Annotated in this window: 18 protein-coding genes and 1 pseudogene; 8 read left to right on the plus strand and 11 right to left on the minus strand. The window is 62.9% G+C overall.

The window, feature by feature from the left end; genetic code table 11:
• Positions 1-29: 29 nt before the first annotated feature.
• Together AC0IYN_RS26160 and AC0IYN_RS26165 are read right to left on the minus strand one after the other, a co-directional pair.
• Positions 30-1,007, minus strand: a complete 978-nt coding sequence (locus tag AC0IYN_RS26160; RefSeq protein ID WP_095016223.1) for an ABC transporter permease subunit — start codon at positions 1,005-1,007, stop codon at positions 30-32.
• The gene (locus AC0IYN_RS26165) at positions 1,000-2,532 is read right to left on the minus strand and encodes a sugar ABC transporter ATP-binding protein (protein ID WP_471844012.1); all 1,533 of its coding nucleotides are present in this window, start codon (positions 2,530-2,532) and stop codon (positions 1,000-1,002) included. Before AC0IYN_RS26165 ends, AC0IYN_RS26160 begins: the two co-directional genes overlap by 8 nt.
• A gap of 325 nt (positions 2,533-2,857) precedes the next feature.
• Between AC0IYN_RS26165 and AC0IYN_RS26170 the strand changes: the two genes are divergently transcribed.
• The 3 genes from AC0IYN_RS26170 to AC0IYN_RS26180 are packed head-to-tail and all read left to right on the plus strand — an operon-like array spanning position 2,858 to position 5,802.
• On the plus strand, positions 2,858-4,195 hold the full coding sequence (locus AC0IYN_RS26170; RefSeq protein ID WP_406598925.1) for a sensor histidine kinase: 1,338 nt from the start codon (positions 2,858-2,860) through the stop codon (positions 4,193-4,195).
• Complete coding sequence (locus AC0IYN_RS26175) at positions 4,180-4,563, plus strand: response regulator (protein ID WP_406598924.1); 384 nt, start codon at positions 4,180-4,182, stop codon at positions 4,561-4,563. Before AC0IYN_RS26170 ends, AC0IYN_RS26175 begins: the two co-directional genes overlap by 16 nt.
• A 9-nt stretch (positions 4,564-4,572) precedes the next feature.
• A complete protein-coding gene (locus AC0IYN_RS26180) occupies positions 4,573-5,802 on the plus strand; it encodes an EAL domain-containing response regulator (protein WP_457239896.1) in 1,230 nt (409 codons plus the stop codon).
• On the opposite strand, the gene AC0IYN_RS26185 is transcribed toward AC0IYN_RS26180, so the two are convergent.
• A complete protein-coding gene (locus AC0IYN_RS26185; protein WP_457239895.1) occupies positions 5,788-6,633 on the minus strand; it encodes a LysR family transcriptional regulator in 846 nt (281 codons plus the stop codon). The genes AC0IYN_RS26180 and AC0IYN_RS26185 overlap by 15 nt on opposite strands.
• A gap of 115 nt (positions 6,634-6,748) precedes the next feature.
• Between AC0IYN_RS26185 and AC0IYN_RS26190 the strand changes: the two genes are divergently transcribed.
• Together AC0IYN_RS26190 and AC0IYN_RS26195 are read left to right on the plus strand one after the other, a co-directional pair.
• Positions 6,749-7,453 carry a haloacid dehalogenase type II gene (locus tag AC0IYN_RS26190; protein WP_471844015.1) on the plus strand — a complete coding sequence of 235 codons (705 nt, stop codon included), beginning with the start codon at positions 6,749-6,751 and terminating at the stop codon, positions 7,451-7,453.
• Positions 7,454-7,456: 3 nt separating this feature from the next.
• The gene (locus AC0IYN_RS26195; RefSeq protein WP_471844017.1) at positions 7,457-8,245 is read left to right on the plus strand and encodes an aldolase; all 789 of its coding nucleotides are present in this window, start codon (positions 7,457-7,459) and stop codon (positions 8,243-8,245) included.
• Positions 8,246-8,396: 151 nt separating this feature from the next.
• Here the strand turns inward: AC0IYN_RS26195 and AC0IYN_RS26200 are convergent, their stop codons facing one another.
• Entirely contained in the window at positions 8,397-9,194 is a 798-nt protein-coding gene (locus AC0IYN_RS26200; protein WP_471844019.1) for an alpha/beta fold hydrolase, read from the minus strand.
• Between the two features lie 143 nt (positions 9,195-9,337).
• On the opposite strand from AC0IYN_RS26200, the gene AC0IYN_RS26205 reads away from it, so the two are divergent.
• Entirely contained in the window at positions 9,338-10,195 is an 858-nt protein-coding gene (locus AC0IYN_RS26205) for an AraC family transcriptional regulator (protein ID WP_457239891.1), read from the plus strand.
• Here AC0IYN_RS26205 and AC0IYN_RS26210 read toward each other — a convergent pair.
• Entirely contained in the window at positions 10,157-11,155 is a 999-nt protein-coding gene (locus AC0IYN_RS26210) for a M14 family metallopeptidase (RefSeq protein WP_471844021.1), read from the minus strand. The genes AC0IYN_RS26205 and AC0IYN_RS26210 overlap by 39 nt on opposite strands.
• Before the next feature lie 90 nt (positions 11,156-11,245).
• On the opposite strand from AC0IYN_RS26210, the pseudogene AC0IYN_RS26215 reads away from it, so the two are divergent.
• A pseudogene (locus tag AC0IYN_RS26215) lies at positions 11,246-11,785 on the plus strand (TetR/AcrR family transcriptional regulator); the annotation flags it as partial.
• Here the strand turns inward: AC0IYN_RS26215 and AC0IYN_RS26220 are convergent.
• The 6 genes from AC0IYN_RS26220 to AC0IYN_RS26245 all read right to left on the minus strand — a co-directional run bounded on the left by AC0IYN_RS26220 (position 11,741) and on the right by AC0IYN_RS26245 (position 18,142).
• On the minus strand, positions 11,741-12,739 hold the full coding sequence (locus tag AC0IYN_RS26220) for a DMT family transporter (protein WP_457266657.1): 999 nt from the start codon (positions 12,737-12,739) through the stop codon (positions 11,741-11,743). The pseudogene AC0IYN_RS26215 and the gene AC0IYN_RS26220 overlap by 45 nt on opposite strands.
• Positions 12,736-13,434, minus strand: a complete 699-nt coding sequence (locus AC0IYN_RS26225; RefSeq protein WP_099492028.1) for an ABC transporter permease — start codon at positions 13,432-13,434, stop codon at positions 12,736-12,738. Before AC0IYN_RS26225 ends, AC0IYN_RS26220 begins: the two co-directional genes overlap by 4 nt.
• Before the next feature lie 7 nt (positions 13,435-13,441).
• Entirely contained in the window at positions 13,442-14,146 is a 705-nt protein-coding gene (locus tag AC0IYN_RS26230; RefSeq protein ID WP_078048437.1) for an ABC transporter permease, read from the minus strand.
• Positions 14,146-15,000 carry a transporter substrate-binding domain-containing protein gene (locus AC0IYN_RS26235; protein ID WP_457239888.1) on the minus strand — a complete coding sequence of 285 codons (855 nt, stop codon included), beginning with the start codon at positions 14,998-15,000 and terminating at the stop codon, positions 14,146-14,148. The genes AC0IYN_RS26230 and AC0IYN_RS26235 overlap by 1 nt, the downstream gene beginning before the upstream one ends.
• 25 nt (positions 15,001-15,025) lie before the next feature.
• Complete coding sequence (locus AC0IYN_RS26240; RefSeq protein WP_471844025.1) at positions 15,026-17,020, minus strand: aminotransferase class I/II-fold pyridoxal phosphate-dependent enzyme; 1,995 nt, start codon at positions 17,018-17,020, stop codon at positions 15,026-15,028.
• 138 nt (positions 17,021-17,158) lie between these two features.
• Positions 17,159-18,142 (minus strand): aldo/keto reductase, encoded by a 984-nt coding sequence (locus AC0IYN_RS26245; RefSeq protein ID WP_471844027.1) that lies wholly within the window; start codon positions 18,140-18,142, stop codon positions 17,159-17,161.
• A gap of 113 nt (positions 18,143-18,255) precedes the next feature.
• Between AC0IYN_RS26245 and AC0IYN_RS26250 the strand changes: the two genes are divergently transcribed.
• Positions 18,256-19,182: a LysR family transcriptional regulator gene (locus AC0IYN_RS26250; RefSeq protein WP_406598913.1), complete on the plus strand. Its 927-nt coding sequence runs from the start codon at positions 18,256-18,258 to the stop codon at positions 19,180-19,182.
• Positions 19,183-19,202 lie beyond the last annotated feature (20 nt).

Genomic DNA, 19,202 nt, shown 5'->3' on the forward strand with positions numbered 1-19,202 from the left:
TCTCTCTTATGATTGTTGTAGGAGTGAAATCAGGTCCGCGCACCGGACTGGCGGTAGCGATCCAGCGCCACTGCGCCAATGATCACGATGCCCTTGATGATGTACTGCCAGATGTCCGAGACGCCCAGCAACACCAGGCCGTTGGTGAGCACGGCGATAATCAGCGCACCGATCAACGTGCCACCGATGGTGCCGACGCCGCCGGTAAAACTGGTGCCGCCAAGGATCACTGCCGCAATCGCGTCCAACTCATAGGATTGCCCCAGTTGCAGGCCATTGGCAGCGAACAGCCGCGACGCGCTCATCACGGCGCCCAACCCGGCCAGCGCGCCGGACATGGCGTAGACAAACAGCAGCACCTTCCACACTTTGATCCCAGACAAGCGCGCCGCTTCCGGGTTGCCGCCCACCGAGTAGATCTGCACGCCCATCACTGTTCGCCGCAGGATGAACCACGAGAGCGCCACCACCGCCACGGCAATGATCACCAGCCAGGGCACGCCGAGTACCGAGTCATTGCCGATAAAGGCAAACGGCAGGTCCGGGTTGAATACGGTTTTGTCATCCGCCAATAGCCGCGCCAGACCACGCATGGCCGTCAGCGCGCCGAGGGTGACAATAAACGGCGGCAGGCGCATGAAAGCGATCAACCCGCCGTTGACCAAGCCCAGCAACAGGCCAAAGCCGATACCGGCGGCGATCCCGAACATGCCGAACTGCGGCGACATCGAGGCTTGCAGCGCGACCACCGCCGAAGCAGCCAGGATCGCGCCCACCGACAGGTCGATGCCCGCCGTGAGGATCACAAAAGTCATCCCGGCCGCCAGCACCACGTTCACCGAGGCCTGCTGGGTGATGATCGACAGGTTTTGCACCGTCAGGAAGTTCTCGCTGGCCAGGGCAAAGCCCACCAGCAGCAGGATCAGCACCGGCAGCATGCCCACCGTGCGCATCAACTCGCGTGCGCGTTCAGCCTTACCTGTTGTTGCGATAGTCAACTCAGCCATGGGCAACCACCTGATCGCCACCGGTGGCGAGGTCAATAATGCGTTCCTGGGAAATAACCTGGCCTGACGCGCCGCCGACTTCAGCCACCAACTGGCCTTCGCGCATGATCAGCACGCGGTCGCAGGTGCCGATGATCTCCGGCAGCTCGCTGGAGATCACCACGATGCCGACGCCGGCCTGGGCCAGTTGATTGATGATGCGGTAGATCTCGGACTTGGAGCCGATGTCGACGCCGCGTGTGGGCTCGTCGAGGATCAACACGTGCGGCTTGACCTCCAGCAGCCGGGCCAACAGCACCTTCTGCTGGTTCCCGCCGGACAAGGCACCCACATTGACCTTGCCCGAGGCCACCCGGATCGACAGCGACTTGATCGCGTCGGCGGCGCGCTGCGCGGCATGCCCGCGATCCAGCACACCGCCGGCATAAGCATCCGGTACGCAGGCGCAGACATTGATGTTGTCCGCCACGCTCATGTCCAGGAACAGGCCCTGGGCCTTGCGGTCTTCGGTGAGGTAGACGACGCCGGCGCGAATCGCATCTGCCGGCGTGCGCAAGTGCGTGACGTGCTTGCCGACCACTTCCAGGGTGCCCGAGGTGCGTGGGTCGGCGGCAAAGATCAGGCGCGCGAGTTCGGTGCGCCCTGCCCCGACCAGCCCGGCAATGCCCAACACTTCACCGGCATGCAAGTCGAAACTGCAGTGTCGTACGCGCTTGCCATCGGCCATGTCGCGCACGCGCATTACCACGTTGCCGGGGTTATAGGCGGCGTGTTCCTTCTTGTAGAAACCGGACAGGTCGCGGCCCACCATCATTTTCACCAGCACTTCGGCCGACAGCGCCTCGCGGGTCAGTTCGCCGATGTATTGGCCGTCACGCAGCACCGACACACGGTCGGACAACTCATAGATCTCGGCCATGCGATGGCTGATATAGATGATCGCCAGGCCCTGGCTGCGCAGCTGCTTGATCAACGCGAACAAACGGTCGGTCTCGCGGGATGACAAGGGCGTGGTGGGTTCGTCCATCACCAGGATCTTGGCGTGGGCATGCAAGGCGCGGGCGATTTCCACCAGTTGGCGCTCGGCGATCGACAGGCTGCTGACCCGCGTTGCCGGGGTGAACTCCGCACCCAGGCGCTGCAGCACTTCGCTACAACCGGCTTCCATGCCCTTGCGGTCGATGGTCCAGCCGCGCCGCAGTTCGCGGCCCAGGTAGATGTTCTCGGCCACGCTCAGGTTCGGGCACAGGCTCAGTTCCTGGTAGATCACGGCAATGCCGAGGGCTTTGGCGGTGGCGGGGTCGAAGGTGGGGATGAGTTGGCCGGCAATGCGGATTTCACCGCCGGGATCGGCTTGGTAGGCGCCCGAGAGGATCTTCATCAACGTCGATTTGCCGGCGCCGTTCTCCCCCATCAAGGCGTGGATTTCGCCGGGGTAGACTTTCAGGCCGACCGTCTTGAGCACGCGCAAACCGTTGAAGGTTTTGCTGATGCCCTGCATCTCAAGCAAGGGTTCAAGGCTCATGAATGAGCTCCTGGTTTTATTATTTTTGTAATCGCGTGGCCCGACTCTAATGTAGAAACATTTCCTTACGCAAGCGCTTGCGTTGACCATTTATCGTCAGATGAAACGTTTCATCCAGCGTAAATCCGAAAAACCTGATTATTTGCACGAAGATATCCGTTCGGAGGGAAATAACCCGCACCCCGCCATCAAAACGCCACAATCTCTGCTATTGTCCAAGCATCTCATCTCCTCCTCATCGCCCCCAAAGCGATCTTCTGTGAGCATGCTCTGCGCCCTCGCCTAATGACGACGGCGGGCCTGAACGTCACGGAACGCCCAAGCGATGGACACACCGTTACCCGAACCGCAGTCGCGCGCTGAAAAAATCGTCGAATTCAAACGGCAGAAAACCCTGCTCAAGACCGGCGCCCTGCAAGACGCGATTTTCAACAGTGCCTACTTCTCCAGCATCGCCACCGACGAGAAAGGCGTGATCCAGATTTTCAACGTCGGCGCCGAACGCATGCTCGGCTATGCCGCCGCCGATGTGGTCAACCGCATCACCCCTGCCGACATCTCCGACCCTGTCGAACTGATCACCCGCGCCGCTGCCCTCAGCCTGGAGCTGGACACGCCGATCACGCCGGGTTTCGAGGCATTGGTATTCAAGGCCTCCCGGGGCATTGAAGACATCTACGAGCTGACCTACATCCGTAAGGACGGCAGTCGCCTGTCGGCGATGGTCTCGGTGACCGCCCTGCGCAACCGGCATGACACCATCATCGGCTACCTGCTGATCGGCACCGACAATACCGCGCGCAAGCAGGAGGAAGCCGAGCGTAAGGGCTTCGAACGCGCCCTGGAAGAAAAGAACCTGGAGCTGGAGCACGCCAGCCACATGAAGTCCGAGTTCCTCGCGACCATGTCCCATGAGCTGCGCACACCCTTGAATGCGGTGATCGGTTTTTCCGAGGCGCTCAAGGACGGCCTGGTTGGCGACATGAGCGAGACCCAGCGCGAATACATCGGCGACATCTTCACCAGTGGCCAGCACCTGCTGTCGTTGATCAATGACATTCTCGACCTGTCCAAGGTCGAGGCCGGGATGATGGCGCTGGAGCTGGAAGCGGTGGAACTGGCGGGTTTATTGGCCAACAGCCTGCTGATCGTGCGCGAAAAGGCAGCCCTGCAACGCATCCAATTGAAGCTGGAAAGCCCCGAGGACCTCGGTTGTCTGGCGCTGGACCTGCGCAAGACCAAACAGATCGTCTACAACCTGCTGGCCAACGCGGTGAAGTTCAGCGAGCACGGCAGCTCAGTGACCCTGACAGTGCGCCAGGTAACCCGCGAACAGGTCGGGCAGATCCCAGGCGACTGGCCGGTGTACACCTTTGAGTTGCCCGCCAGCCCCCATCGACAATTCCTTGAGCTAAGCGTCAGCGACACCGGGATCGGCATTGCCGAAGACGATATGGACAAGCTGTTCAAGGCGTTCAGCCAGATCGACAGCAGCCTGGCACGCAAATTCGAAGGCACGGGCCTGGGGCTGGCGATGGTCAAGCGCCTGACCGACCTGCATGGCGGCAGCGTTGCCGTGGCCAGCCGCGAAGGCCAGGGCGCGCGGTTTGTGGTCTGGCTGCCGCTGCACCGCGCCCTGGAGGCCGAATGGCCAGCATCCTGATCGTTGAAGACAATGAAGCCAACATGCGCCTGGCGCGCCTGTTGCTGGTGAATGCGGGTCACAGCGTACTGTGGGCGCCCGATGCCGAGACCGGCCTGACCCTGGCCCGCGAACAGCAACCGGCGCTGATCCTGATGGATATCCAGCTGCCGGGCATGGACGGCCTGGCCGCCACCGCCCTGCTCAAGCGCGACCCACTCACCGCGCACATCCCGGTCATCGCCTTGACGGCCATGGCGATGAAAGAAGACCGCGAAAAAACCCGGCTGGCCGGTTGCGACGCCTACATCATCAAGCCACTGCGCTACAAAGAGCTGTATCAGGTGATCGACACCTTGCTGCAACAGCCCATCCGCCCTCTCCTATGAGTCCTCTCCATGGCCAGCCAACCCGCAACGCTGTTGATCGTTGATGATGAACCCCAGGTGCGCAAGCTGCTGGAAACCCTGCTGCAACACGAGGGCTACCAGACCCTGACCGCCGGCAGTGGTGAAGAGGCCTTGCAGTTGGTGGCGCAACGGCCACCCGACCTGATCCTGCTGGACATCATGATGCCAGGCATGGACGGCTACGAAGTCGCCAGCCAGCTCAAAGGTGATGAAACCACGGCGGGCATACCGATCATCATGCTGTCGGCCCTCAGTGAACCGAGCGCCAGGGTCAGCGGGCTGGAGGCCGGTGCCGAGGAGTTCATCAGCAAACCGGTGGAGCGTGTCGAGTTGTGGCTGCGGGTGCGCAACCTGTTGCGGCTCAAGGCGCGCGGCGATCGCGCGGACCCTTCACGCGAACTCACGCCACAGCAAACCGGCATGAACGTGCATGACCTGACCCGCCAGGATCTGGAAAACGCCTTGCGCCTGGCGGTCGAGCGCGAGGAATTTAGCGTGCATTACCAGCCCAAGGTCGAGGTTGCCACTGGCCGCATATGCGCGCTGGAGGCACTGCTGCGCTGGGAAAGGCCGGACTACGGCGCGGTGTCCCCGGCGGTGTTTGTGCCGATCCTGGAAAACATCGGCTTGATCGTGCCCGTGGGGCGCTGGGTGATCGAACAGGTCTGCGAGCAGATTGCCGAATGGCAACGCGGCGCCATCGGTGCGGTGGAAGTCTCGGTGAACGTCTCCGGCAATCAATTGATCGAAGGCGACCTGATTGCCGATATCGCCCACACCCTGGCGCAAACCGGGGTCGAGCCGCATTGGCTGGAAGTGGAGCTGACCGAAGGCTCGCTGATGGAAAACACCCAGCACACCATCGCCAGCCTGCAACGCTTGCACGCCATGGGTGTGAAGATCTCCATCGATGACTTCGGCACCGGCTATTCGAGCCTGGCGTACCTGCGGCGGTTTCCCATCGACACGTTGAAGATCGACATCGCGTTTATCCGCGAAGTCACCAGCAACCCCCAGGACGCGGCGATCACCCGCACCATCATAGAACTGGCCCACAGCCTCAACCTGCGGGTGGTGGCCGAAGGCGTGGAAACCCAGGCACAACTGGCGTTCTTGAAAGAGGCCGGCTGTGATCAGATCCAGGGGTATCTGTTCAGTCGGCCGTTGCCGGTGGACACCTTGGAGCGCCTGTTGCTGGAGCGCTTAGAGAGCCTTTGAAATATCCTCGCGCAAACACTCGATCAACCCTTGGTGGGTTGCACTCAACCGCTGCGCACCGCTGACCAGCGCCAGTTCCGAGGGCGGTACCGGCGGCAGCTCCGTGCAGATCCGGTGGCTGGGCAGCACGGCGCTTTTCGGCAGGATGCTGATCCCCAACCCGGACGTCACCGCGGCCTGGATGCCGGTGAGGCTATGGCTGCCAAACGCCACGCGCCAACTGCGCCGGGCCTTGTCGAGGGTGCGGATGGCACGCTGGCGGTAGATGCAGCCTTGGGGGAACAGCGCCAGGGGCAAGGTTTCGGCCTGCAGGTCCTGGCTTTGGCCGCACACCCACACCAGTGGCTCCGGCCAACTGGCATGGCATTCGCCGCTGCCGGCTTCGCGCTTGACCAAAGCGATGTCGATTTCACCACTGTCCAGTTGCCGTCGCAGGTCGGTGCTCATGCCGCTGACCGTCTCCAGTCGCGCTTCGGGGCGTGCGCGGACAAAGCCCGAGAGCACCGACGCCATGCGCGTAGCATCAAAATCTTCGGGCACGCCCAGGCGTACCGGCACCACGCTGGCCTCGGTGTTCAGGGCGTCGCGGGCTTCCCGGGACAGGTTCAACAGGCGCCGCGCGTAATGGGTCAGCAACTCGCCGTGCTCGGTGGCGCTGACTTGCTGGCCGGAGCGGTCGCGCACCAACAGCACTTGCCCGACGCTTTCTTCGAGCTTGCGAATCTGCTGGCTCACGGTGGATTGGGTGCGGTGTACGCGCTCGGCGGCACGCGTAAAGCTGCCTTCATCTACCACGCAAACCAGGGTGTGCAGGAGTTCGAGATCAAACATGGCGGCGACCTACATATCGATAATTCAACTGTGATGCAGAGGTTAATTTAATTTCCAACTGACTGCCAGGTTTCCTATGCTCAAGCGCTCGCCCACTCTTTGCTAAAGGTGCCCCATGCCGTTCGAACACTCCCCTCGCCCGTTGTGGCTGACCTTTGATTGCTACGGCACCCTGATCCAATGGGATGAAGGCCTGCGCGCCGCCGTCGACCGGATCCTCGATGAAAAAGGCGCGCATCAGGTCGACCCTGAAACCCTGATCAGCGTCTACGACCACCACGAACACGCCCTGGAGCAAACCCCGCCGCACCGCAATTTCCGCACCCTCGCCGGCCTGGGCTTGCAGCTCGCCTTGGAGGAACTGGGCCTGCCGGCCAACGCGCAGGACGGTGCGATCCTCACCGACAGCATCAGTGCCATGCCTCCGTTTCCAGAAGTGGTGGATACCCTCAGGCAGCTCAAGACACTGGGCTACAAGCTGTGTATTGTCTCCAATACCGACGATGACGTGATCGCCGGCAATGTGGCGCAATTGGGCGGCTATATCGACCGGGTCATCACCGCCCAGCAGGCGGGGGCCTACAAGCCCGACCGTCGCCTGTTCGACCATGCCCATGGGCAGCTTGGCGTGAGCCTCGACCAGGTGGTGCACATCTGCGCCAGCCCGCACCTGGACCACGCCGCCGCGCGGGACATGGGGTTTCGCTGCGTGTGGATCGACCGTGGCACCGGCCGGCAATTGCTCGCCGATTACACCCCGGATGCCATCTTGCCGACCCTCGACGGCGTGCCCGAACTGTTCAAGTCCCTGGGGTGGTGAACCATGGCCCATACGTTCACGCCCTCCTCCCTGGGCCCGCGTGCCGGGCGCTTCAACCTCGACACACCTGCCGCCATCGACGCGCGGGTGGAGCTTGCCGCGTGCCTGCAACTGGCCGCGCTGCATGGCATGGAAGAAGGTATCTGCAATCACTTTTCGGCGACGGTGCCGGGGCATGACGACTTGTTTTTCGTCAATCCGTTCGGCTATGCGTTCGAGGAAATCACGGCATCCCATCTGTTGGTGTGTGATTTTGCCGGCAACGTGATCGACGGCGATGGCACGCCGGAAGCCACGGCGTTTTATATCCATGCCCCGTTGCATCAATGCCAGCCGCGCATCAAGGCCGCCTTTCATACCCATATGCCCAACGCCACCGCGCTGTGCCTGCTGCAAGGGCCGCCCTTGCTGTGGCTGGGGCAGACGGCGTTGAAGTTTTATGGGCGCACGGCAGTGGATGAGGCCTACAACGGCTTGGCCCTGGATAACCGCGAGGGCCAGCGCATTGCGGCGGCGTTGGGCAATGCCGATATTCTGTTCTTGAAGAATCATGGGGTGATGGTGGCTGCGCCGAATATTGCCGAGGCTTGGGATGATTTGTACTACCTGGAGCGCGCGGCTGAAGTGCAATTGAAGGCGATGGCAAGTGGGCGGGCGCTCAAGCCGATTGACCCGACGGTGGCGCAGGTGGCGTATGAGCAGATGCGTGAGGGTGATCCGGCGAGTGCGCGGGCGCATTTGGACAGTGCCATGCGGCGGTTGAGGGGGATGGGGTCGCGGTTTGATCAGTGACCTGGGTACCTATCCGTTAGGCAGCAACCGATATGGCAAGCCGTTCTCGGTTCAAATGTAGGCGCTGGCTGGCCTGCGATGGCATCGACTCGGTCTGCCTGTTGCACCGTGCCGCCGGCATCACCGGCAAGCCAGCGTCTACAGTGATGGGTTATTGCGCGTTGGCCTTGGCCGCGTCGTTGATGATCGCTACCACCCGCGCCGGGTTCGACACCATCACCACGTGCGACGCACCTTTCACATCCACGGTTTCCTTGGAGCCCGCGCGGTCGGCCATGAATTTAAGTGCGGCCTCGGGAATATTTTTGTCGGCTGAACCGTATATGAAGTAGGACGGTACGGTTTTCCAGGCCGGGTCGCCGGACGGTTCCTTCAGGGCAGCCTCGGTGATCGGGCGTTGGCCGGCGGCCATCAGTTGGGCGTCCTTGGCTGCCACGTCGGCGGCGAACTGGCTGTTGAATTTGTCTTGCTGGATGTACAGGTCGGTCACGCCGTCCTTGGAGACCACGGGTTTGTCCAGGGTCGGGCCCAGGGTGCCGCCGGGGTAGCGGCCGGACAGTTCGAACGCGGTCTCGCCTTTTTCTGGGGCGAAGGCGGCCACGTAGACCAGGGCCTTGACCTTGTTGCTGCCATGCACGGCGTTGGTGATGACCGAGCCACCGTAGGAGTGGCCGACCAGAATCACCGGGCCCGGGGTGTGTTCGACGATGTCGGCCACATAGTCCGAGTCGGTCTTGACGCTGCGCAGCGGGTTGGCCACGGCGACTACCGGGTAGCCCTCGGCCTTGAGACCGGTGATCACGCCGTTCCAGCTGGATGCATCGGCGAACGCGCCGTGCACCAGCACCACCGTGGCTTTTTGCGGGGCGGCGAAGCTGGCGGTGCTGGCACCCAGGGCGAGTGCAGCGGTGATCAGGGCGGCGACGCGGGAGAACTTGAAGGTTTTCATGGACGTTTGCTCCGTTGGGGTTGGCGCTCAAGGCGTTGAACGTGAGGCCATGATGCCGAAGCATGTTTTACAAATGGAGGCTAATAGTCGACGATATGGCGCAGATCGTCTAAACAAGGTCGCTCTTTCAATTCAGGTGAGTCATGGATCGTTTGTCCACACTGCTGGTGCACTTCGGCATCGGTGCCGATACCTTTCATAGCGGGCCCCTGCACGGCGCCCTCGACACCCGCGACGTGCAGCAGCGTGGCCGGGTCTATCTGCTCAAGGATGGACAGGCCAGCCTGGAAATGCCCGACGCCACCCTGCGTATCCCCGAGCCCAGCCTGGTGCTGGTGCCGCGTCCCCTGCCCCATCGCCTGCTGGCGACCAAGGCTGACCGTGCCCAGGTGGTGGCGGCGTCCCTGCGTTTTGACGGTGGGCTGGATAACCCGTTGTCCGTAGCGCTGACCGACACCATCGTGATGCCGCTCAAGCAGATCCCGATGATCGCCGGTACGCTGGACTGGCTGTTCAGCGAAGCCTTTGCCGAACACTGTGGCCGCGAGGCGGTGATGAACCGTTTGTTCGAGCTGATGGTGATCCAGTTCCTGCGCCACATGATGGCCTATCACAGCATGACCACCGGCATGATGTCGGGCCTGGCAGACCTGCGCCTGGCACGGGCCATGACCCTGCTGCACAACCACCCCGAACGCCCGTGGACCGTGCAGGAAATGGCAGTGGAGTCGAACATGTCCCGCGCCAGTTTTGCCGCGCATTTCCACAAGGTAGTCGGCCAGACCCCAGCCGACTATGTACTGAGCTGGCGCGTGAGCCTGGCGCAGAAACGCCTGCGCGAAGGCCGGCCCATCGCCCTGATTGCCGATGAAGTCGGCTACGAAAGCCCCTCGGCGCTGGCCCGTGCGTTTCGGCGCAAGGTCGGCACCAGCCCGCGTGAGTGGCTGCAATTGCAGGCGCCGCTACGGGTCGAGCACGCCGCCACTGTAGCTGTCGGATAAGCGCGTGCCGGTGAACTTGGCAACCACCGCGCCCTGGGCTACCAGGCGTTCGCGGTGGGCGGTGACCATGCGCCCGGCCTGGGCTGCGTGCAGGGTCACTTCCGAGGCGGGGTCACCGGGGCGGCCGATGATGCGCGCGAAACGCTGCCCTTCTTCGACGTAATCACCCAAGCCTTTCTCGAACACCAGCACCCCGGCACAGGGCGCGAGGAGGGTTTCCATGCAGCCCATGTCGACCACGTCGCCTGGCCATTCGGCGATGCTCGCCACCTCATCGATCACGCCGTTGATGCACAACCAGGCCCACAGGCCATCGACGTCCTGTTGCGCCAGGGCGTCGCTGACGTCTGCTTGCCCGCGCAGCTCAAGGGTGGCCGCCAGTTGCGGCGATGCATGGTTGATGATGGTTTCTTCAAAGGAGCCATCGCCGCCCTCGTCCCAGACAATCACCAGGTCCACTTGCAACGCCGCCGCCAGCGCCAGGCCTTGGTCGGGCCAGAAGCTGCGATGGATGTAGAGGTACGGCAACGCCTCGTCATCGGTGTGCAGGTCCAGCACCAGGTCGGCCTCGGCGGCCAGTTGCACCAGGCGTTTCTGCCACTGCGCCAGGTTGCTCGCTGGGCGTTCCATGGCCAGGGAATGGTCGAAGGCACGGTTGAAATTCTGCCCGGTGGCTTCATGGAAACGCCCGAGCAAACGGCCCTGGCGGAACTGGCCGATACCAAACGGGTTGGCCTGGGGCACCACCGTGACGCTGCCCTTCAGGCGGCCTTGGTGCTGACACGCCTGCAAGCGCGGCAACAACTGATGCAGGACCAACATGCCGGCGATTTCATCCGCATGCACACCCGCTTGCAGGTGCACCCTGGGCCCGCTGCCGTCACCGTCGAAACGCCAGGCGCCAACGTGCAGCGCGTTGCCGGCGTCACCGGTTTCCAGCCACGAAAGGTCTTTTGCCATGCCTTGCCCTCCTCTCATCAATTAATCGGTAGAGATTGAACACGTGTTCAACTAACCTGAGCGCTGTGGTGTTTCATCAAAGGCCTGTCCATGACTGTCGAACCTTCCAAGCTGCGCCGTGCCGACCCCGACGAACGCCGCGACCTGTTGATCGCCGCTACCCTCACCTGCCTGGCCCGTGACGGGCACGCCGGGATTTCCGTGCGGCGTATCGCTTCCGAAGCCGGGGTGTCGGTGGGGTTGCTCAACCACCATTTCGGCAGCATCGACGCGCTGATCGCCGAGACCTACCAAAAGCTCGCCAACGAGCTGACCACCGCCCTGTGGGAACAGGTCGAGCTGGCGGATGGCGCCGCCGCACGGCTGGACGCCTTCCTCACAGCCTCGTTCTCACCGAGGGTCATGGACCCCGATCTGCTCGGCGTGTGGGTGGTGTTCTGGAGCCTGATCCGCCACTCGCCCCACGTGAACCAGTCCCACGAAAACAGCTACCACGCCTACCTGGCATTGATCCAACAACTGCTGGACGACCTGGCCCGCAGCGAACACCTGGTGATCCACGACAGCCACCTGGCGGCCATTGGCCTATCGGCGATGCTCGACGGACTCTGGCTCGAGGGGTGCCTCAACCCCGGCACCTTCAGCCCCGCCAACGGCCTGCACATCTGCCGCTGCTGGGTACAGGGGTTGCGTCACGGCGCATTCGGCGCCGACCACATCTTGTGACGCCGAGTGCCGCGCGCTGAGCATGGCCAGGGTGCCGCTGATGGCAATCAACACCGCGCCGACGATCAGCGAACCCTCCATCAGCGTGCCCCACACCAGGCTTGAGAGCAGGAACGCCCAGATCAACCCGGTGTATTCGAACGGCGCCAGCAACGTCGCGGTGGCACGACGGAAACTCGCAAACAACAGGAACTGGCCGATACCGCCCACCAGGCCTGCCGCCAGCATGCCAAGCCACGCCGGCGTGGGCGACGGCGTATGGGTCCAAGGCAAGGTCACGGCCATGCACAGCACAAACACCACGTTGGTGATCAGCATCTGCTCCAGTACCGAGGTGCTCGGGTCGACCTGGCGCAACTGGATATAGGTAAACGCCCAGCACAAGGCGGCGGCCAACGTCAGCGCGATGGGCACCGGATCGAGCAGATGGCTGGGGCGACAGGCGATCACCACGCCGACAAAGCCGATGATCAGCGAGACCCACTGGCCGCGACTGGCGCGTTCCTTGAGGATCAGCGCCGCCAGCAGCGTGACCATGATCGGCGCGGAGAAATACAGCGTGGTCATTTCCGCCAGGCTCAGGTCCTTGGCGGCGGTGTAGTACAGCAACCACGCCAGCAACGATAACAGCCCGCGAATGATCAGCAAGCGGCGGCTGACCGACGTCCACGCGCGCCGCAACAGGCCCATGCGCCCCGCAATCACGCAGGCGAACACCACCACCAGGCTGCGCCAGAACAGAATAGTGAACACCGAGTAATCGGCCACCAGCCATTTGATCACCGCATCCTGCAACGCCAGGAATGCGTAGGCCAGGGAACACAGGGCAATCCCTTGCAGCGAGCGGTCCTGTTTCATCCGGCCGACCTGCGCAGTGGCGTGCCGCGCCGTTCGGCAATCGCATAGACGGCTTCAATCAGGAAGGTCAGGCACAGGTAGACCCCCGCCACCAGCAGCAATGGCTGGTAGATTTGCAGGGTCTGCGCGCGCACCACGTTGGCCGCACCCAGCAGGTCGACCACGGCAATGGTCGAGGCCAGCGCGGTGGACTTGAGCAGCATCACCGTCTCCCCGGCCAGGGTCGGCAGCAACAGGCGCATCGCCCGTGGCAGGCGTACCCGTAGCAGCGCCTGGCGCGGGGTCATGCCGAAGGCCGAGGCGGCTTCCATTTCACCCTTGGGCACGGCCAGCAGGCCTCCGCGAATCACCTCGCCCACATAGGCGCCGACCGACAGCACAAGGGCAAACACGATGTACCAGTAACCGTCGCGCAGGTACGGCCACAGGAAGCTGCCGCGAATCATCGGGAACTGCGCGAACAGGCTGCCCAGGCCGTAGTAGAAAATGTAGATCTGGATCAGCAGCGGCGTGCCGCGCAGCACGCTGGTGTAGGCCAGCGCCCCGCGCGCCAGCCACTTGCGCCGCGACAACCGCGCCAGCGCGACCAGCACCGCCAGGGCAAATCCGAGCACCGCCGACACCACCAGCAACGACAAGGTGGTCTGCAACCCCTTGGCGATCAAGCCGGCGTAATAACTTATCCATTCAGGCATGGGCCGCTCACTCGACAACCGGCATCCAGCGACGGATACGTCGCTCCAGGCGCCCGGACAGGTAGTTGGAAGCCAGCGTCACCAGGTAATACAAGGCGGCGGCCGTGAGGTAGAACAGCAGGTACTGGCGCGTGGAGCCGGCCGCCTGCTTGGCGGTATAGAGCAATTCGTTGGTGCCGACCACGCTGATCAAGGCGCTGTCCTTGATCAGGTTGATCCACAGGTTGGACATGCCCGCCAGGGCGAACGGCGCCATGATCGGCAGCGTCACCCGCCGGAACAGGCCCAGCCCGCTGAGGCCGAAGGCCCGCGCCGCTTCGATCTGGCCGTGGGGAATCGCCAGGATCGCCGCGCGGAAAATCTCCGAGGCATAGGCGCCCTGTACCAGGCCCAGCACCAGGATCGCCACCAGCGGGCCGCTGATATTCACTTGCTCGAAGCCCATCCACAGCATCAACGCGTTGAGGCCCATGGAGCCTGCGTAATACAGCAGCAGGATCAGCAGCAACTCCGGCACCGCGCGAAACACGGTGGTGTAGCCGCGCATCAGCAGCGCGATGGGGCGCGGCGCACTGAGCTTGGCGCACGCCACCACCAGGCCAATCAGCAAGCCGACCGCGAAGGCGCCGGCGGAGATCTGCAGGGTCATCCATAACCCCTTGAGCAGCGCATTGCCCCACCCTTGTTCGCCAAAGCTGAGAAGGTCGAACATCATTCGCTCTTCTGGGCGACTTGTTGGTACGGGCTGTCACAGGTCTTGCTGACAAACGCCGGGGTGTCACCGCGTTTGCACGGGCTCACCGACAAGCCGAAATAGTGCTGCGACAGGTCATCATAGTCCTTGCTCACCAGCAACTCGCCGATGGCTTTGTCCAGCCGGGCCTTGAGCGCGGTGTCTTCCTTGCGCAAACCGGCGCCGACGCCGCGCCCGATGATCGGGTCGTAGGGCACGCTGGCAATGTGCGCCAAGCCGCTGGCTTCCGGGGTCTTGACCATCATGGCGATGGCGGTGTCGTCGGCCATCATGTAGTCGATACGGCCGGCGATCAGGTCGGCGTTGGCCGATTCCTGGGTGTCGTAGTACTTAAGGTCGGCGATGTTTTCGTAGTACTTCTTCAGGTAATTGGCACTGACGGTGGAGATCTGCACGCCGATCAACTTGCCCTTGAGGCCCGCCGGAGAGATCTCGACTTCGCTGCCCTTGGGCCCGGCGACACCCAGCAGGGAGTCGTAGTAGGCACGGCTGAAGGCGATCTGTTTTTCGCGCTCATCGGTCACCGACATCGAGGAGAAAATCACGTCGATCTTCTTCGCCAGCAGCGAGGGAATGATGCCGTCCCACGCCACTTCCTTGATCTGGCACTCGGCTTTCATGCCTTCGCAGAGTTTGTGGATCAGGTCCACCTCAAAGCCGGACCACTGGCCATTGCCGCCCTTCACGGTAAAGGGCGGATAGGGTTCGGCCGCCACCGCAAACACGATGGGCTTTTCCGCCGCCCAGGTGAAACCTGCGACCACCATCAACACTGCACTGCTCAACCACGTTGCCATACGCTTGGATTTCATGATTTTGCCCCGTCTTTTTCTGGAGTTAGCGAGTTTGATGCGCGTTGACGAACTGCCGGCAACGCTCACTGCGTGGGTCGATAAACACCGCATCCGGCGAGCCGGTTTCTTCGATCATGCCTTGGTGCAGGAACGCCACTTTCGACGACACATCCCGAGCGAATGCCATTTCATGGGTGACCAAGATCATGGTGCGGCCTTCCTCGGCCAGGGAGCGGATCACCCGCAGAACTTCGCCCACCAGCTCCGGGTCGAGGGCCGAGGTGGGTTCGTCGAACAGCATGACTTTGGGCCGCATGGCCAGCGCACGGGCAATCGCCACGCGCTGTTGCTGGCCACCGGAAAGGAACGCCGGGTACTCATTGCGTTTGGCGGCCAGGCCGACGCGGTCGAGTAAGGCTTCGGCGCGTTCGATGGCTTCGGCGCGACTTTCGCGCAGCACCTGGGTGGGGGCTTCGATAAGGTTTTCCAGCACGGTGCGGTGTGGCCACAGGTTGAAGTTCTGGAACACCATGCCCAGGGTCGAACGGATGCGCACCAGTTGCTTGGCGTCCGCCACCAGCGGTGCGCCAGGGCGGCCGTAGTTGAGCTTGATGCTCTCGCCGTCCACATGAATGCTGCCCTGGTCCGGCACTTCAAGCATGTTGATGCAGCGCAGCAGGGTACTTTTGCCCGATCCACTGGCGCCGATCAGCGAGATCACATCGCCTTCGTGGGCCGTGAGCGAAATGCCCTTGAGCACCTCGATATTGCCGAAGCGTTTATGCAGGTCGATGACCTCGATCATCTTCTTTGCTTGCGCCGGTTGCACCACCTCGATTCTGGGTGCTGCGGCGATACGCGGCTCACCGGCCAGCTTGGCGACGAACTGCGCGATGCGCTGGCAGGCTTCGGCCAAACGCGCTTCCCCGAGGGTGAACGACAACCGCACGAAGCCCTGGGCGGGCTCGCCGAACGCGGCGGCGTCCAGCACCGACACCCCGGCTTCGCGAAACAAGCGCCAGGCGAAATCCAGCGAGCCCAGGCCGGTATCACGCACATCCACCAGCACAAACATCCCGGCTTGCGGCGCTTGCACCTTGATGCCTGGGCAAGCACTGAGCCCCTCCACCACCAGGTCGCGCCGGCGCCGATAAATCTCGCGCATGCCCTGGGTCACTTGGTCATGGGCCAGCACTGCAGCGGTCGCGGCCTCCATTACAAAGCCGGGCAGCCCGTAGAGCATGCTCAACACCAGGGTTTCAGCATGGGCGACCATTTGCGGCGCAGCGATGATCCAGCCGATGCGCCAACCGGTCATGGCGTGGGACTTGGACAAACTGCCGATCACCACGCAGCGCTCGGCCATGCCCGGCAGCGCGGCAAGGCTGTGGTATTCGCCGTCGAACACCAGGCTTTCATAGACCTCATCCACCACCACCCACAGGTCGTGGGCGATGGCCAGGTCGGCGATGGCTTGCAACTCCTGCGGGTTCAGCACCACGCCGGTCGGGTTGTTCGGGTTGGAGAAGAAAATCGCCCGTGTGCGGGGTGTGATGGCCGCAGCCAGCAACTGCGCGTCCAGGCGAAAACCCGACTCCGGCGAGCACGGCACACGCACCAGCGTTGCGCCGCTGGCCTTGAGCGTGGCCTCGTAGGTGACGTACATCGGGTCGAGCACCAGCACCTCGTCACCGGCCTGCAACAGGCACAGCGATGTCACGAACAATGCGTTCTGCGCACCGGCGACGGTGATGACGTTGGCGGCATCCAGTGGGCGTTGCAGGGTCTTGCTGTAGCGCGCGGCAATGGCGTCGCGCAGTGCCGGGCGGCCGGGGATCTCGGTGTAGTGGGTGTCGCCTTCACGCAGGGCACTTACGGCGGCATCGGTTATGAATCCTGGCGTGGCGAAGTCCGGGTCGCCGACGCTGAGGATGATGATGTCTTCGCCCTGGCTGGCGGCCTGGTAGGCAGCGTGGTGGATGTCCCAGGCGGCGACGCCCTGCCCTGCAATTCGATCGACGAAGGGGGAAAACCGCATGCCAGAGCCTCTCGTTCAAGAAGAAACAGCGCGAACCCGTCGGATGGCAAACGGGCGGATGCGGTCAACATAGTTCAAACTGAACAGTCGTTCAATGGGTAAGTTTGCGGCCGTGTCGTTTATGGTCCAAAGAGGTCGTTAACGCTTGGGCGGGGCCATAAATTCCGGGCCGATCGGATCTTTTATCGTGCTGGCCAGGATACGGTCGATATGCGTCAGGTCTTCGGGCGTGAGGTGCCAGCCGAAGGCTTCCTGGTAGCCTTTCAACTGTTCCGGCCGCCGGGCGCCCCACAGCGCGATGGTCGGGCCTTGGTCCAGTACCCAGCGTAGGGCCAGGGCGAGCACCGACTTGCCGTGGCACTCACGGGCATACAGGTCCAGCGCGGCCACGGCGGCCAAGTATTGGTCGAAGCGTGGCGCCTTGAACTTGGGGTCGAGCTTGCGCACGTCATCACCGGCAAAACGTGTGGCCGAGTGCATGCTGCCACTGAGCAAGCCCCGGCACAGCGGGCCGTAGGCGAGCACCACCAGGGAATGCTGCTTGGCGTACGGCAAGATCTCGCTGTCGATGGCGCGTTCGAACAGGTTGTAGGGCGGCTGCACCGTGGCCAGCGCGGTGTGCTGGCTGAAATCGTCCATTTGCGCGGAGGAATAGTTGCTCACACCGACCGCCAGAATCTTGCCTTCGCGGCGCAAGCGCTCCAGTTCTTCGGCGGTTTCTTCCTGAGCGACCAAGGGGTCGGGCCAGTGGATCTGGTACAGGTCGATGTAGTCGGTTTCCAGGCGTTTCAGGGAGTCTTCGACTTCTTTGCGAATGCGCTGGGCCGTGGCGTTGCGCCGGGTACTACCACTGTCCCATTGCAGGCCGGCCTTGGTAGCGATCACCGCACTGTGGCGCACGCCGCGCAGGGCCTTGCCGATCAGTTCTTCGGACAGGCCAAAGCCGTACAACGGCGCGGTGTCGATCAGGTTGATACCGATTGCCAAGGCATGGCGCAGGGTGCGGATGGCTTGTTCATTGTCCGCCCCACCCCACAAGTGCCCGCCCATGGACCAGGTGCCGAGGGCAATCCGCGAGACCGCTTGGTCGATGCCGGCAATTCTGATGGTCTCAACGTGCATAAAAAAATCCTGTCGGCGGCAATAATGCTTAGAAAAACAATTACTCTAAGTCATCCACGGTTGAATCGGGCTCAACGCCGCATGCAGCCGAACTCCTGCATAAGAGACTTGAAATGGCTGCCTTCAACCGTTCCGAATTGGCTGATCTCAACGTGTTCATGGCCATCATCCGCCGCCGCAGCTTTCGCCATGCCGCCCACGAACTGGGCGTGACCACTTCGGCGTTGAGCCACACCATGCGCAACCTGGAAACCCGCCTGGGGGTAAAGCTGCTGTATCGCACCAGCCGGGCCGTGGAACCCACCGATGCCGGCTCGCTGCTGGCAGAAAAACTCACCCAGGGTTTTGCCACCATCAAGGACGGCCTCGACACCCTGGAGCTGTACCGCGAAGCCCCCATCGGCCGCCTGCGCCTCAACGTGCCACGGGATGCGGCGATGTTGCTGCTGGCGCCAATTCTCGGGGATTTCTGCGCCGCCTACCCGCAACTGCGCCTGGACCTGATCGTGCAAGACCAGATGATCGACATCATCGCCGAGGGCTACGACGCCGGTATCCGCTACGGCGCCACCGTGCCCCAGGACATGGTCGCGGTGCCGCTGACCGGTGAGTTGCGCTGGATCATGGTCGCCTCGCCCGCCTACCTGGCTCGCCGTGGCATGCCCCAGGTGCCCAAAGACCTGTTGCAACACGCCTGCATCCGCATGTACCTGGGCGACAAGACCACCTTCAAGTGGGAGTTGGGCAACGGCGCGCGTCAGCAGCGTATCGATGTGCCTGGCCACTTCAGCGCGGCCGACACCGAGACCATCGTCAACGCTGCGCTGCAAGGCGTGGGCATTGCCTACTGCCTGTCCAACCGCGTCGAGCAGGAACTCAAGGATGGGCGCTTGGTGGAGGTGCTGTCCGACTGGGCCTGCCTGGGTGAACCCTTGTGCATGTACTACCCGAGCCGGCGCCAGTCGCAGCCGGGGTTGCGGCAGTTGATGGACATGATTCGCCTGAAAACCATCGGTTCGCAGTTGATCCAATCACATTGAACCCGTGACCGGCCACGGTC

It is taken from the genome of Pseudomonas sp. AC112, from assembly GCF_979253545.1.

What these genes read in the sequence shown, in the direction of transcription:
- AC0IYN_RS26160 (WP_095016223.1), bottom strand. Translation starts at nt 1,007, where the DNA reads ATGGCTGAGTTGACTATCGCAACAACAGGTAAGGCTGAACGCGCACGC.
- AC0IYN_RS26185 (WP_457239895.1), bottom strand. Translation starts at nt 6,633, where the DNA reads ATGTTTGATCTCGAACTCCTGCACACCCTGGTTTGCGTGGTAGATGAA.
- AC0IYN_RS26200 (WP_471844019.1), bottom strand. Translation starts at nt 9,194, where the DNA reads ATGAAAACCTTCAAGTTCTCCCGCGTCGCCGCCCTGATCACCGCTGCA.
- AC0IYN_RS26190 (WP_471844015.1), top strand. Translation starts at nt 6,749, where the DNA reads ATGCCGTTCGAACACTCCCCTCGCCCGTTGTGGCTGACCTTTGATTGC.
- AC0IYN_RS26240 (WP_471844025.1), bottom strand. Translation starts at nt 17,020, where the DNA reads ATGCGGTTTTCCCCCTTCGTCGATCGAATTGCAGGGCAGGGCGTCGCC.
- AC0IYN_RS26225 (WP_099492028.1), bottom strand. Translation starts at nt 13,434, where the DNA reads ATGCCTGAATGGATAAGTTATTACGCCGGCTTGATCGCCAAGGGGTTG.
- AC0IYN_RS26230 (WP_078048437.1), bottom strand. Translation starts at nt 14,146, where the DNA reads ATGTTCGACCTTCTCAGCTTTGGCGAACAAGGGTGGGGCAATGCGCTG.
- AC0IYN_RS26205 (WP_457239891.1), top strand. Translation starts at nt 9,338, where the DNA reads ATGGATCGTTTGTCCACACTGCTGGTGCACTTCGGCATCGGTGCCGAT.
- AC0IYN_RS26235 (WP_457239888.1), bottom strand. Translation starts at nt 15,000, where the DNA reads ATGAAATCCAAGCGTATGGCAACGTGGTTGAGCAGTGCAGTGTTGATG.
- AC0IYN_RS26195 (WP_471844017.1), top strand. Translation starts at nt 7,457, where the DNA reads ATGGCCCATACGTTCACGCCCTCCTCCCTGGGCCCGCGTGCCGGGCGC.
- AC0IYN_RS26250 (WP_406598913.1), top strand. Translation starts at nt 18,256, where the DNA reads ATGGCTGCCTTCAACCGTTCCGAATTGGCTGATCTCAACGTGTTCATG.
- AC0IYN_RS26180 (WP_457239896.1), top strand. Translation starts at nt 4,573, where the DNA reads ATGGCCAGCCAACCCGCAACGCTGTTGATCGTTGATGATGAACCCCAG.
- AC0IYN_RS26245 (WP_471844027.1), bottom strand. Translation starts at nt 18,142, where the DNA reads ATGCACGTTGAGACCATCAGAATTGCCGGCATCGACCAAGCGGTCTCG.
- AC0IYN_RS26210 (WP_471844021.1), bottom strand. Translation starts at nt 11,155, where the DNA reads ATGGCAAAAGACCTTTCGTGGCTGGAAACCGGTGACGCCGGCAACGCG.
- AC0IYN_RS26165 (WP_471844012.1), bottom strand. Translation starts at nt 2,532, where the DNA reads ATGAGCCTTGAACCCTTGCTTGAGATGCAGGGCATCAGCAAAACCTTC.
- AC0IYN_RS26175 (WP_406598924.1), top strand. Translation starts at nt 4,180, where the DNA reads ATGGCCAGCATCCTGATCGTTGAAGACAATGAAGCCAACATGCGCCTG.
- AC0IYN_RS26220 (WP_457266657.1), bottom strand. Translation starts at nt 12,739, where the DNA reads ATGAAACAGGACCGCTCGCTGCAAGGGATTGCCCTGTGTTCCCTGGCC.
- AC0IYN_RS26170 (WP_406598925.1), top strand. Translation starts at nt 2,858, where the DNA reads ATGGACACACCGTTACCCGAACCGCAGTCGCGCGCTGAAAAAATCGTC.